This is a genomic window from Streptomyces sp. NPDC093510 (assembly GCF_040683555.1).
In the GTDB taxonomy this organism is placed as follows: Bacteria; Actinomycetota; Actinomycetes; order Streptomycetales; family Streptomycetaceae; genus Streptomyces.
This window is the reverse complement of the sequence record NZ_JBFBEE010000013.1, coordinates 1-12,586: the sequence shown is the minus strand read 5'-3', so window position 1 is coordinate 12,586 and position 12,586 is coordinate 1. Positions and strand designations below refer to the sequence as shown.

General features: G+C 72.1%; 11 protein-coding genes and 1 pseudogene. 6 read left to right on the top strand and 6 right to left on the bottom strand.

The features are described 5' to 3' along the window. Positions 1-151: 151 nt before the first annotated feature. A complete protein-coding gene (locus AB0N81_RS21670) occupies positions 152-1,153 on the bottom strand; it encodes an LLM class flavin-dependent oxidoreductase (RefSeq protein WP_365360670.1) in 1,002 nt (333 codons plus the stop codon). 261 nt (positions 1,154-1,414) lie between these two features. On the opposite strand from AB0N81_RS21670, the gene AB0N81_RS21665 reads away from it, so the two are divergent. Continuing rightward, on the top strand, positions 1,415-1,930 hold the full coding sequence (locus tag AB0N81_RS21665) for a lytic polysaccharide monooxygenase auxiliary activity family 9 protein (protein ID WP_365360668.1): 516 nt from the start codon (positions 1,415-1,417) through the stop codon (positions 1,928-1,930). A 9-nt stretch (positions 1,931-1,939) separates the two neighbouring features. Here AB0N81_RS21665 and AB0N81_RS21660 read toward each other — a convergent pair whose 3' ends face one another. Further along, positions 1,940-3,148, bottom strand: a complete 1,209-nt coding sequence (locus AB0N81_RS21660; RefSeq protein WP_365360666.1) for a PAS domain S-box protein — start codon at positions 3,146-3,148, stop codon at positions 1,940-1,942. A 269-nt stretch (positions 3,149-3,417) separates the two neighbouring features. On the opposite strand from AB0N81_RS21660, the gene AB0N81_RS21655 reads away from it, so the two are divergent. From AB0N81_RS21655 to AB0N81_RS21645, 3 genes are read left to right on the top strand one after another with little or no spacing between them, the layout of a single operon-like run. Continuing rightward, positions 3,418-4,809: an ATP-grasp domain-containing protein gene (locus tag AB0N81_RS21655; protein ID WP_365360664.1), complete on the top strand. Its 1,392-nt coding sequence runs from the start codon at positions 3,418-3,420 to the stop codon at positions 4,807-4,809. Beyond that, complete coding sequence (locus tag AB0N81_RS21650; protein WP_365360662.1) at positions 4,806-6,815, top strand: PEP/pyruvate-binding domain-containing protein; 2,010 nt, start codon at positions 4,806-4,808, stop codon at positions 6,813-6,815. The genes AB0N81_RS21655 and AB0N81_RS21650 overlap by 4 nt, the downstream gene beginning before the upstream one ends. Continuing rightward, positions 6,812-8,152 carry an MFS transporter gene (locus AB0N81_RS21645; protein ID WP_365360660.1) on the top strand — a complete coding sequence of 447 codons (1,341 nt, stop codon included), beginning with the start codon at positions 6,812-6,814 and terminating at the stop codon, positions 8,150-8,152. Before AB0N81_RS21650 ends, AB0N81_RS21645 begins: the two co-directional genes overlap by 4 nt. On the opposite strand, the gene AB0N81_RS21640 is transcribed toward AB0N81_RS21645, so the two are convergent. Beyond that, entirely contained in the window at positions 8,040-8,642 is a 603-nt protein-coding gene (locus AB0N81_RS21640) for a hypothetical protein (protein WP_365360658.1), read from the bottom strand. The two genes, AB0N81_RS21645 and AB0N81_RS21640, sit on opposite strands and share 113 nt — an antisense overlap. Positions 8,643-8,700: 58 nt before the next feature. On the opposite strand from AB0N81_RS21640, the gene AB0N81_RS21635 reads away from it, so the two are divergent. Beyond that, entirely contained in the window at positions 8,701-9,249 is a 549-nt protein-coding gene (locus AB0N81_RS21635) for an HAD family acid phosphatase (RefSeq protein ID WP_365360656.1), read from the top strand. A 25-nt stretch (positions 9,250-9,274) separates the two neighbouring features. Here AB0N81_RS21635 and AB0N81_RS21630 read toward each other — a convergent pair whose 3' ends face one another. Next, on the bottom strand, positions 9,275-9,496 hold the full coding sequence (locus tag AB0N81_RS21630) for a dodecin (protein ID WP_365360654.1): 222 nt from the start codon (positions 9,494-9,496) through the stop codon (positions 9,275-9,277). Between the two features lie 276 nt (positions 9,497-9,772). Here AB0N81_RS21630 and AB0N81_RS21625 point away from each other — a divergent pair, with 276 nt between their 5' ends. After that, on the top strand, positions 9,773-11,053 hold the full coding sequence (locus AB0N81_RS21625) for an extracellular solute-binding protein (RefSeq protein ID WP_365360652.1): 1,281 nt from the start codon (positions 9,773-9,775) through the stop codon (positions 11,051-11,053). A gap of 54 nt (positions 11,054-11,107) precedes the next feature. On the opposite strand, the gene egtD is transcribed toward AB0N81_RS21625, so the two are convergent. Then, on the bottom strand, positions 11,108-12,070 hold the full coding sequence (gene egtD, locus AB0N81_RS21620) for an L-histidine N(alpha)-methyltransferase (protein WP_365360650.1): 963 nt from the start codon (positions 12,068-12,070) through the stop codon (positions 11,108-11,110). Further along, positions 12,067-12,586 (bottom strand): annotated as a pseudogene (locus AB0N81_RS21615) (class II glutamine amidotransferase); the annotation flags it as partial. The pseudogene AB0N81_RS21615 and the gene egtD, both read right to left, overlap by 4 nt.

The following is a 12,586-nucleotide window of genomic DNA, read 5'->3' as shown; positions in this document are numbered from 1 at the left end:
GCACGAGGGCCCTCGGGGCAGTCACCCGCGAGAGCCTCCGCGACCGCGGTGCTTCCGCTGGAACCGTCCCCCGTGCCACGGGAGCACCGCGCCCGTCCGTGCCGCCCCGGGCCGATCCCGGACCGCGACACGGACGGGACCCCGGGCCGCCCTACTGCCCGGTGGGTGTCAGTCCCGCCACCCGGGCCAGCCGCCGGAAGGAGTCCAGCAGGCCCACGCGGTCGTACGTGCTGGTCGTGACGAGCACCTCCTGCGCGGCGCTCTCCTTGATCACCCGCTCCAGCTCGTGAGCCACCTGCTCCTCGGTGCCGTGCACATGGCCGGCGAGCCCGGATTCGTAGAAGCCCCGTTCCTTCTCCGTCATGGTCAGCGACTCGACGCGCTCGGCCGGCGGGAGGGGCGGAAACGTGCCGTGTGTGCGGGAGTACGCCATCGACCAGGCCTCCGGGACGAGCAGCCTGCGGGCCGCCTCCTCGCTCTCCGCCACGGCGACGGTGCCCGAGATCATGACGTACGGCTCGGCCAGCCACGGAGACGGACGGAACCCGGCGCGGTACCGCTCGATGCCGCGCAGCATCTTCTCGCGGCCCCGGATGTCCCCGATGACCAGCGGCAGCCCCGCCTCGGCGGCGATCGTCGCGCCCTCGCCCACGGCCAGGATGTACGGGGGGACGCGCAGGCCCTCCGCGGGGCGGGCCCGCACCCCCGTGCCGGACGCGCCGCGGAACCAGTCGAGCAGCTCGGCCAGCTGGGCCGCGAAGTCCTCGGCGTCGTGCTTGTCGCGCCCCAGGGCCTTGCGCACCCCGTCGGTGAAGCCGACCGACCGGCCGAGCCCCATGTCGATCCGGCCGGGGAAGAGCGATTCGAGCACCCCGAACTGCTCGGCGACGATCAGCGACTGATGGTTCGGCAGCATCACGCCGCCCGTGCCGACCCGGATGGTGCGGGTGGCCGCCGCGACGGCGGCCGCGAGGACCGTGGGCGCCGACCCGGCGACGCCGGGCACACCGTGATGTTCGGAGACCCAGAACCTGTGGTAGCCGAGGGCCTCCAGGTCCTGGGCGAGGCGCACGGTGTCGCGCAGGGCCTCCGGGCCGTCGTGCCCCTCACGGGTGCGCGAACGGTCGAGGACAGAGAACCGGACTGCTTCCACACGAGACCCCTTCACCTGGGCGGGACCGGCCACTTCCGGGTGCCGGGCCGGGACGGGCCGCGACTCCGTGGCGTGGCCGGAATCCAACCTTGACCGCGTCTGGCCAAAGTCTATGGTCTGGACTAATCGGCAGCCGTGACCCCCGGTCCTGCACGACCGCAACGCCCTCATCACCCCCATCATTCCCCACCCGCTCACTCGCCCCACGAGGGCACTTCACGCCGCACACCCCCATGAAGCACCGCCCGTGAAGGAGTACGCATGGACAAGAAGCGAAAGACAGCCGCGGCGATCGGCGCCGCCATGGCCCCCGTCCTCGCCCTCACCCTGCCGACCGGTTCGGCCAGCGCCCACGGATACGTCAACGCCCCCGCGAGCCGGCAGGCACAGTGCGCCGCGCGCACCGTGCCCTGCGGCGACATCAAGTACGAACCCCAGAGCGTCGAGGGCCCCAAGGGCCTGCGCAGCTGCAGCGGCGGCAACTCCCGGTTCGCGGAGCTGGACAACGACAGCAAGGGCTGGAAGGTCAGCGACGTCAGCAGGACGCAGACCTTCACCTGGACGTTCACCGCCAGGCACCGCACCGCGAACTACGAGTACTTCGTCGACGGCACCAAGGTCGCCACCATCGACGGCAACAACCAGCAGCCGCCCGCGACCGTCTCCCACCAGGTCAACCTCGGCAACAACACCGGCAGGCACAAGGTCCTCGCGGTGTGGAACATCGGTGACACGTCCAACGCCTTCTACGCGTGCATCGACGTCAACATCCGCTGACGCGCGGCGTCAGACGACGCTGAGCGGATGGGCCGCCGTGGCCGAGCGCGGCGGCCAGGCGCGCGGCGCCAGGATGCCGAGGACGTAGGCGCGGGCGACGAGCGCCGGGCGGGTCGCCGCACCCAAGAGGTGCCGCAGCCGGCTGAGGTGGTAGTCGACCGTCTGCCGGGACAGCTTCAGCGAGGTGGCGATGTCGCTGTTGCTGCTGCCCTCCGCCAGGAGGGAGAGGATGCGGATCTGCGCCGCGGTGAGCGACTGATGGGCCTCGTGGGCGAGGCTCTGGTGGGTGACGACGGCCCAGACGTGCCGGGCGTGGGCGGCGGAGTGCCCGACCGTCGTCAGGTGGAGCTGCGCCCGGCGCTGCAGCCCACGGGCGTCCACGAGCACCGCTGACGTCTCCACCCGTCTGGTGCGGCGGGCTATCAGGCCGTTCCAGCGGCGGTGCAGCAGGTCGAGGCCCGGTTCCGGCGCGAGCAGGGTGTGGGCGCGGCGGCCGACCAGGTCGTGCGGGTCGAGCCGGAACAGTTCGGCGGCCGCCGCGCTCGCCTCCACCACGCGCCCGCTCGCCGAGAGCAGCGCGCAGGGCAGGCCGCTGTGGTCGCGCAGGGCCTGCAGACTCTCCTCGGCCTCCTGCCACTGGACCGTGGCGCGCAGATGGTCCGTGACGTCCACGTAGATCCCGGCGACGCAGGTCCGCGTGTTCTCCCGCACCGGGAAGCGGTGGCCCACCGCCCGGCCCGCGCTGCCGTCCTTGCGCCGGTAGCCGAGGGTGTGGCGCACCGGCGTTCCCCGGCTGAGGATCTCCTGGTCGAGGGCGCGGAACTGGCCGGCCTCGGCGGGTTCGTCGAGATCCTCGATGTACTTGCCGACGACGTCTTCCGGGACCGTGCCGTAGAGGTGCGCGTAGGCGTGGTTGGCCCACAGGTAGCGCCCGAAGCTGTCCCGGATGAAGGCGGCGGCCGGGGCCAGGTCCACCAGCTCCGCGAAGGCCGCGTACCGGCGCGGTACTTCGGCCGGGGCGCCGGCCTCCGCCGCGGGGCCATGCGCACGGCCGGGGGTGCGGTTCTTGCCCGGGGGGCGGCCGCCGCGGGAGCCGCCGCCAAGGGTGTCGCCGCCGAGGGTGCCGCCGCCCTTCTCCAGCACCTGCCACGTCTCGTCGACTTCCCACCAGAACACGGGAAGGTGGTCGAGCAGTGCCTTGAAGCAGGAATGGTCCACAGCGGTCTCCGTCCGTATATGACCGGCTGACGCTCAGTCACAGCGCGTTGGCTATCCCGCCCTCACCCCGCACATGCCCGGTGCGACTCAGGCATTTGCCTGAGTCGCCGGTGCCCCCTGAGGCGTCACGGGCGTCCGCGGCCTGGTCCCCTTGAGTGAGCGGGTGAACACGCCCCGCCATATGGACCGGGTGATTCCCCCGGCCTTGTCGCGCATCACGCACGTATACGGCGACCCGTGACAACTCATACGAATGGAGACGAACTTCAGTGAGCAAGGTGCTGTTAGTGCATGCCAAGGGTGGTCCGCCGCTCGGCCACGTCCTGTCCCGGACGGCCGCGAGGGCGGAAGTGCACCTGCTGGCGCTCAGCGCTCTTCCTCCCGCCGTGGCAGGCTCCGCCCGGAGACTGTGCGCCTCGGTCGTGACACCCGTCGACGACGTGCACCGGCCCGACCTGGTGTCCCTGATCGTCTCGCGGGCCGAGGCCGTCGGTGCGGACGCGGTGCTCACCTTCTCCGAGTACGCGGTCGTGGCCGTCGCGGAAGCCTGCGAGGTGCTCGGTCTCGCCGGGGCGGGCAGGGCCGCCGAACTGGCCCGTGACAAAAGGCTGATGCGTCACACCTGGCGACAACACGGGCTGCCGCAGCCCGAGTTCCGGCCCGTCGCCACGGAGGCGGACCTGCGCGAGGCGGCGCACTCCCTGCCGGGGCCGCTGCTGCTCAAGGCGGCCTGGAGCGCCGGGTCCACCGCCCACCAGATCATCCGCTCCCCGCACGAGGCGCCGGCCGCCTGGGCCCGCTCCCGTGCCGTGATGGCCGAATCGGCGCAGCTGGGCTACGCGGAGCTGCACGTGGCCGAGGCCGACGCGGACTTCGTCGTCGAGCAGATCGTCACCGGCACCGCGTCGGACTGGTTCGACGAGCCGGGCTGGGGCGACTACGTCAGCGTCGAGGGCGTCGTGGCCGACGGCACCTTCCACCCGGTCTGCCTCAGCGGCCGGATGCCCACGGTCGAGCCGTTCACCGAACGCGCGAGCATCACCCCCGCCCCGCTGCCCCAGGACGCCCAGGACCGGATCGTGCACCTGGCCCGTCGCGCGGTCGACGCCCTCGGCCTGCGCGACTGCGGGACGCACACCGAGATCAAGCTCGGCGCCGACGGCGGCATGTGGCTGATCGAGACGGCCGCCCGGTTCGGCGGCGCGATGACCGTGCCGCAGATCGAGGAGGTCTTCGGACTCGACCTCGTCGGCATGCTCGTCGACCACCTCATCGGACGCCGGGTCGAGTGGCCCGAACAGGCCCTCACCCCGGCGGAGGCGCGCGGCGCGGCCGGCTCCCTCGTCGTCCTCGCGGTCGACGGCCGCGGCCGGGCCTGGCCGGACCGCAGGGCCTGGGACTTCCCTGCCGTCTCGGCCGGCATACCTCTCAGCCGGGGCAGCGACCTGTCGGTGGTCGCGGAGAGTTCGCTCCCCGACGGCGGTGTCGTGCCCGTGTACGACCCGGCCGCCGGCGCCAACACCATGGCGGCCCTGTGCCTGCTCTCCGCCACCGACGCGCGGTCCGTGCTCCGCGACTTCGAGACCCTGGTGGACGCCCTGCCCCGGGTGCTGCCCGCCGCCCAGCCCTCCGCCGTACGGCCCGAGGAGGTCCCGGCATGACCGCCCAGCTGCTCACCGGCGCCCCCGAACCGGCCACGGACCGCACGGTCGTCGGCGAGAACCTCTCCCTGCCCCTGTTCCGCACCCTCTCCGGGGTCCTGGCAGGACACCCGTACCTCAAAGTCGTCGTCGACCGCGCCGAGGACACCTGGCACCTGCTCGACACCGCCGCGCACCCCTTCCACGTCGACTACATCGCCACCCGCGTCCTGGGCATGGACCTCACAACCCTCGACGCGGACCTCGACGCGTTCAACGCCTCCGTCTACATGGACCCCGGGCGCCGCTTCCTGCTCGGCGTGCTCTCCCTGCACACCGACGAGGAGGCCGACGGCCGCGAACGCACCTTCCTCGTCCTGGAGACGACCGAGGCCGACACCATGCACGGGCAACTGCTCGAATACTTCTACGAGTTCGTGCGCGCCCGGGTCGACGGCAGGCTGCCGCTGCTGCTCAAGCCCGCCAACCACGGGCAGGAGGAGGAGCTGACGGCGATCAGCGAGCAGCGCGTGCCGCGCATTCTCAGCCACGAACTCTTCGGCAACAGGGCCCGGACACCGCTCAACCCCGGCGAGGCCACCGGGCGGCTGCGGTTCTTCCGGACGCACGAAGAGTACGCGGCGGCGGAGAGCGGGCTCGGCTGGGCGGACATCGTGGCCATGCCGTGCCTGCCGGACGATGTGCCGCGGGTGGCCGGATTCCTCAACACCGCGCCCATCACCCCGCTCTCCCACACCAACGTCCTCGCCTCCGGCTGGGGCATACCCAACGCCATCGTGCGCGACCTGGAACAACTCGTCGACAAGGACGGCCTGGACGGCGCGTGGATCCACTACCGGGTCCGCGAGGACGAGATCACCCTCGCCCGGCTCGACCACGAACCCGCCCTGCGGGCCCCCGCCTGGCACCAGCAGCGCATCCGTCTCGAACCGCCCCTGCTCCGGGACACCCCCGTACTGGCCCTGCACCGGCTGCGCAGCGCCGACCGCGACCGCTACGGCACCAAGGCGGCCAACCTCGGTGAGCTGCACCACGTCCTCGACAGCCGCACGGCCGACCTGACCGCCTTCTACGGGCGGCCCCGCCCGCCGCGCGAGGACCTCTACGGACACCTCGCGGCCCGGCTCGGCCTCAGCACGCCGTCGGCGGCCGAACTGCGCGCAGCCGCCGCCGACTTCGTGGCCCGCACGGTCGGCGCCCCCGAGGGCGTCGCGCTGCCCTTCGCGCTCCAGCAGCACTTCCTCGCCTCGTCCCCCGCCCTCCAACAGGGCATCGGCAAGCTCAAGATGGCACTCGAACTCGACGCCACCGACGCCCTGGACTCGCTCTGCCTGCAACTCCAGCACCTGATCCGGCAGACAGCCGTACCCGAGTCGGTCACCCGGCAGATCAGCCAGGCCTTCCCCGCTCCCGTCGGGTCGCTCGGCCGCCTGGTGGTGCGCTCCTCGTCCAACGCCGAGGACCTTCCGGGGTTCTCCGCGGCGGGCGTCTACGACTCCGTCACCACCGTCCACGGCGCCGATGAACTCCTGGAGGCCGTGCGCCAGGTGTGGGCCTCGCTGCTCTCGCCCCGCAGTGTGCGCCTGCGTCACCAGGTCGGCATCTCCCTGGACGACACCTACATGGGCGTCATCATCCAGGAGTACGTGCCCGCCGCCCTCGGGGGTGTCCTGGTGACCTGCGACCCGACCCGGCGCGAGGACTTCCGCAACGTCTACCTCAACTGTTCCCCCGGCTCACCGGAGCAGGTGGTCGACGGCACGGTCCTCCCGCAGCAGTACCTCTACAACACCGTGGAGGGCGGCGGCCGCACCGTTGCCCTGGGCTCCTGGGGCGACGGCCTCTCCGCCGCCACCCGCGCCCGGCTCGCCGACCTGTCCCTGACGGGAAGGCTCCTGCAGTCCCACTTCAGCGAATCCGACGTGGACAGGCCGCTGGACATCGAGTGGCTGATGACCGACCGGGGCGACTTCCGGCTGGTCCAGATCCGCCCGTACGCGCTGTGAGGGCGGCCTCCGGTCGGGTGGCGGCACCCGGCCTGACGGACACCGCCCGCCGCATCATCCGGCTCAACTACGGCTTCCAGCTGCTGTTCAACCTGCTGTGGTGGATGCCGGTGTTCCACGCCTACCAGAAGGCGGCCGGGCTCTCGGACGGGCAGATCTTCGGCATCCAGAGCATCTACTACGTGGCGTTCTGTCTGTTCGAGATCCCGACCGGCCTGATCGCCGACCGGATCGGCACCCGCAACTGTCTGCGGGCCGGAGCAGTAGTCATGACGGCGGCGAATCTCGCCCCGGTGGTCAGCGCCTCGTACACCGGGTTCCTCGTCCACTTCCTGGCCATCGCGGCGGGCCGCTCACTCACCTCGGGAGCGGCCAGTGCCTACCTGTACGACGGTCTGCGCGCCGAGAAGTGCGACGAGCACTACCTGAAGGCGGAGGGCACCGCGCGGGCGCTCGGGCTGGTGGCGAAGGTCGTGTGCTGGCCCCTGGTCGGCCCGCTGATGGCCGTGGCGCACCCGACCCCGTACGTGCTCAGCGCCGCCAGCGCGGCGGGCTCCCTCGCCTGCGCCGTCGCGCTGCCCCGCCTCGCGGGGGCGGACGGCGGCAAGGGGCGGAGGGAGAGCGGGGGAGGCGCGTTCCTGCGGGACGCGGGCACGGCGCTGCGCTGTGTCGCCTCCTCGCGGTGGCTGGCCCTGGTGATGGTGCAGGGCGTGGCGATCTTCACGCTCTCCCGGATCTGCCAGGTCAACCTCTTCCAGCCGATCCTGCTCGACCACGGCATCGCGGAGGCCTCGCACGGCGGCGTGATGGCGGCGATGACGGTGGCGGAGGCGGTCGCCTCGGCCCGCCCGCAGTGGCTGAGCCGCCGTCTGCCACCGGTCGCCTGGGTCTCCGTCCTCAGCCTCGCGCTCGCGGGCAGCCTGGCGGCCATGACGTTCGGCGGGCCGTGGGCCGTCGTCGCGCTGCTCTGCCTGTTCGCCGCCGCGACCGGCTTCGCGTACCCCATCCAGCGCAAGCTGGTCAACGACGCCGTGCCCGCGCACGCCCCGCGCGCCACGCTGCTCTCGGTCGAGAGCATCGTGGACCGCGCGGTGTGCGCGCTGGCCGCCATCGCCGCGGGCGCCTATCTCGCCGCCGGGCGCCTGGACGCCCTGCTGTGGCACAGCGCGCTCGCCACGGCGGTGCTGCTCGGCGTCTTCCAACTGCTCCTGCGCAGCGGGGTGGTCAAGCGGGAGACCGCAGGGCGAGGAGTTCGACGAGACGGACCGGCAGAAACGCGGGCTGGTGCGGCAGGCCCGTCCGGTACGGCACGAAGCCGAGCGAGGAAGCAGCTCTGACCTCCTCGGCCGTCTCCGCCTGATGCACGACCCGGCAGTGGCCCGAGCCGGCCTTCGCCCGCTGCCAGAGGGCGGGGGCCGGTTTGCGTTCCGCCTCGGTGCGCGGGGTGAACACGCGGTCGTCGAAGTCCTTCCAGGGGAAGGGCGCGGACCCTTGCCAGGTGGCGTCGACCTCCTGCTTCAACCTGGCGGCCCGCTCGGCGTCGGTCGAGCCCCAGGAGGACGGCACATTGGTGATCAGGCCGACCGGGATGTGCCGTTCACGCAGGGCGCGCAGGTAGGAGGCCGCGCCGGGTTGGTAGCCGGTGCTGCCGTCGTCGGCGGTGTGCACGAGGGTCTCGCCGAGGTCGAAGTACACGACGGGGCAGGCCCGTTGGCCGGTGTCCCCGGGCACCGCCGTGCTCGCCGTGGCGCAGAGCACGGTCGACAGCAGGGCCGTGCCCAGCGCCAGACCTGCCCGGACGGAGCCTTTGCAGACGGACTTGCTCATACGTCGACGCCCTTTCCTTGCGCACACCGGTCCACCCCGCCCTACCCCCGGACACCGCGTGTCACTCGGCTTCGCGCGCGCCGCCGCCTTCCGGGCTCTCGCCTTCTACGCTGTCGACGTGACCGAAGACAAAAAACCTCTGGCCGTGTTCGACCTGGACGGCACCCTCGCGGACACCGCGCACCGGCAGCGGTACCTGGAGCGCAGGCCGCGCGACTGGGACGCGTTCTTCGCCGCGGCGCCCCAGGATCCGCCGCTGGCACGCGGCGTTGAGCTGGCCCTGGCGAGCGCGGAGGAGTGCGAGGTCGTCTACCTCACCGGGCGCCCCGAGCGCTGCCGCGCGGACACGGAGGAGTGGCTGGCGCGCCAGGGCCTGCCCGGTGGCCGGATCTGGATGCGCCGCGACGGCGACCGCCGCCCCGCCCGCCGCACCAAGCTGGACATCCTCCGCGACATGGCCCGCAACCGCGAGATCCACATCCTGGTGGACGACGACGAACTGGTCTGCGACGCGGCGGAACAGGCGGGTTTCCCGGTCCTGCGAGCCCGCTGGGCCACCCCGTCCGAGGCGCTGAAAGAGGCCCAGGAACGCGAGGGCCGCACCTGAGGGCTGCGCCGGGGCCCTCGACCCCTTACGCCTCGTCGCCGTCCTCGAGGCGGAAGCCGACCTTCAGGCCGACCTGGTAGTGCTGGATCTGCCCGTCCTCGATGTGGCCGCGCACCTGCGTGACCTCGAACCAGTCCAGTGAGCGGAGTGTCTGCGAGGCGCGGGCGACACCGTTGCGGATCGCCTGGTCGACGCCCTCGTGGGAGGTGCCGACGATCTCGGTGACACGGTAGGTGTGGTTCGACATGAGGATGTTCCTCCGGGCCGTCGGGTGAGGTCGTACGACCGGTGTCGTACGACTTCGTGCATACCGTCACTCCACCGTGCCTCAGCCCGCCCCGTAGCGCGAGATGGCAGGCGGAACGGAAGGCCGGTGGCGCACGAATTGGCACATGAGATGACGCTTCCCCCTTGACCGGCGCTTTGGTACGGACCAAACTCCAGCCAGTAACCCGTTCGAGCCACGTGCTCACCCCCCGCGTCGGGCTGACCTTCCCCTGTCCGCAGGCAGAAAGTGACCCACGTGAGACCGCACCACCGCGCCGCCGTGTCCCTGGCGCTCGTCCTCTCCTCCACCGTCCTCGTCGCCGGGTGCGGCGTACTGCCGGGCGGTGACGACTCCAGGACCGTCACGGTCTGGCTGATGAAGGACAGCGCGTCGCCGGAGTTCGTCGAGCGCTTCACCTCGGACTTCGAGAAGGAGCACGACGGCATCGAGCTGGACATCCGCGTCCAGGAATGGACCGGCATCGGCGCCAAGGTGAAGAAGGCGCTGAAGGAGGAGGGCGGCGAAGGCCCGGAGGTCATCGAGGTCGGCAACACCCAGGTCGCGCAGTACGTCGACGAAGGCGGCCTGTACGACCTCACCCTGGAGTCCGCGCGCGACCTCGGCATGGACGACTGGCTGCCCGGCCTCGCCGAGCCGGGACGCTACCGCGGAGCGCAGTACGGCATCCCGTGGTACGCGGCGAACCGTGTCGTCATCTACAACAAGGACCTGTTCGCCGAGGCGGGCATCACGGAGCCGCCGCGCACCCGCGAGGAGTGGATCGCGGCCACCGAGAAGCTCAACACCGGCGGCAAGCAGGGGATCTACCTCGCCGGCCAGGACTGGTACACCCTTGCCGGGTTCATCTGGGACGAGGGCGGCGACCTCGCCAAGGAGACCAAGGAGTCGTCCGGCGACTGGCGCGGCGCCCTCCACACACCCGAGGCGCTGCGCGGCATGGAGTTCTACCAGCGGCTGCAGTCGCTCGGCGAGGGCCCGCGCGACGCCGACGAGGAGCACCCGCCGCAGGCGGGCGTCTTCGCGGGCGGCGACGTCGCCCAGATCGTCGCGGTGCCGGGTGCGGCCCGCGCCATCGAGGAGAAGAACCCCGAACTGAAGGGCAAGCTCGGCTACTTCCCCATCCCCGGCAAGAAGGCCGGCAAGCCCGCAGCGGTCTTCACCGGCGGTTCCGACCTCGTCGTGCCCGAGCACAGCGACGACCACAAGGGCGCGGTCGAGGTGATCGAGGCGCTGGCGGGCAAGAAGTGGCAGACCGAGCTGGCGCGGACCATGAACTACGTGCCGAACAAGGCGAAACTGGCCTCCGCCGTCGTGGGCGAGGAGGGCGTCGCGGCGATGGCCGTCGGCGCGGCGAACGGCCGGGCCACCCCCAACTCGCCGCGCTGGGCGGCCGTCGAGGCGGACAACCCGATCAAGGGCTACATGACGAAGGTCCTGACGGGCGGCGACCCGGCGACCGAGGCCCGCAAGGCCTCGCGCCGGATCACCGAGACGCTGGACGTCGGCGGCCTGTGACGGACGTCCGGCCCCGCCGCAGGGGGGCGGGGCCGGACATCCCTCGGCACGGCCCTACGCCACCGTGCTCAGCGACAGCGCGAAGCGCGCCCTCTCGTCCGTCCACCAGTGCGTCAGTTCAAGCCCGGCGGCGGCCAGTTCGGTACGTACACCGTCCTGGCGGAACTTCGCCGAGATCTCCGTGCGGAGCTCCTCGTCCGCGGCGAAGTCCACCGCCAGGTCGAGCGCGTGGATCTTCACCGTCTGGTCGGCCGTGGAGCGCAGCCGCATCTCGATCCACTCGCGCTCACGGTCCCAGACGGCGACGTGCTCGAAGGCGTCCGGGTCGAAGTCCCCGGCCAGCTCACGGTTGATGACCGACAGGACGTTCTTGTTGAACGCGGCCGTCACGCCCGTCCTGTCGTCGTACGCCGACACGAGCACCGACTCGTCCTTGACGAGGTCCGTGCCGAGGAGCAGCGCGTCGCCGGGCGTGAGCAGGCTGCGCACGGAGGAGAGGAACGCGGCGCGTTCGGCGGGCAGCAGATTGCCGACCGTGCCGCCGAGGAACGCGACCAGGCGCGGCCCCGGTGTGCCCGGCAGCGCCAGGCCGCGGGTGAAGTCGGCGATCAGGGCGTGCACGTCGAGCGAGGGCCGCTGCGCGATCAGGGCGTTCGCGGCGCCGGTCAGGGCGCTCTCGCTCACGTCCACGGGGACGTAGGTGTGCAGGTCGGCCAGGGCGTCGATCAGGTGGCGGGTCTTCTCCGAGGAGCCCGAGCCCAGCTCGATCAGCGTGCGCGCCCCCGTGACCTCGGCGATCCGGCCCGAGCGGGCGACGAGGATCTCGCGCTCGGCGCGGGTGGGGTAGTACTCGGGCAGGGTGGTGATCTCCTCGAAGAGGGCGCTGCCGCGCGCGTCGTAGAACCACTTGGGCGGCAGCGTCTTGGGGGTGCGGGTGAGGCCGTGCAGGACATCGGCGCGCAGCGCGGCGTCGGTGGCGTCCTCGGGAAGGGTGCGGGTCAGCAGGAACGGGCTCACGCGGGGGGCTCCTTGAGCGGTGTCAGCAGTACGTCGGTGCGGCTGGCGGCGAGCAGGGTGCGGTCGGGCACCTCGCGCCAGTGGGGGTCGTCGTCGTAGGGCTCGGAGGCCACGACGGTGCGGCGGCCGGGTTCCGCGAGGTACCAGAGGGTGTCGCCCCAGGCGGTCGCGGTGATCGTGTCGCCGTTGGTGAGCAGGAGGTTCAGGCGCGACCCGGGGGCCGCCTCCGCGACCTCCAGGACGGTGTCCGCGAGGGCCTGTCCCTCCTCGTCGCCGCGGCGCAGCCGGTGCAGGACGAGCGCCCACACCAGAGCGGAGTCGCAGCGCGCCTCCATGGAGAGCAGCTCGTCGGGCGGCAGGTCCCGGGTGAGGGGGGCGAGCGAGCGGGGCCAGCCGGTGACCGCGCCGTTGTGGCTGAACAGCCACGGCCCGGCGGCGAACGGCGCCGAGGCCGCCTCGCCGTCCGCGCCCGCCACGGTCGCGTCGCTCTCACGCGCGCTGCTCGGCGAGGTGCGC

What these genes read in the sequence shown, in the direction of transcription:
- AB0N81_RS21650 (WP_365360662.1), top strand. Translation starts at nt 4,806, where the DNA reads ATGACCGCCCAGCTGCTCACCGGCGCCCCCGAACCGGCCACGGACCGC.
- AB0N81_RS21630 (WP_365360654.1), bottom strand. Translation starts at nt 9,496, where the DNA reads ATGTCGAACCACACCTACCGTGTCACCGAGATCGTCGGCACCTCCCAC.
- AB0N81_RS21665 (WP_365360668.1), top strand. Translation starts at nt 1,415, where the DNA reads ATGGACAAGAAGCGAAAGACAGCCGCGGCGATCGGCGCCGCCATGGCC.
- AB0N81_RS21640 (WP_365360658.1), bottom strand. Translation starts at nt 8,642, where the DNA reads ATGAGCAAGTCCGTCTGCAAAGGCTCCGTCCGGGCAGGTCTGGCGCTG.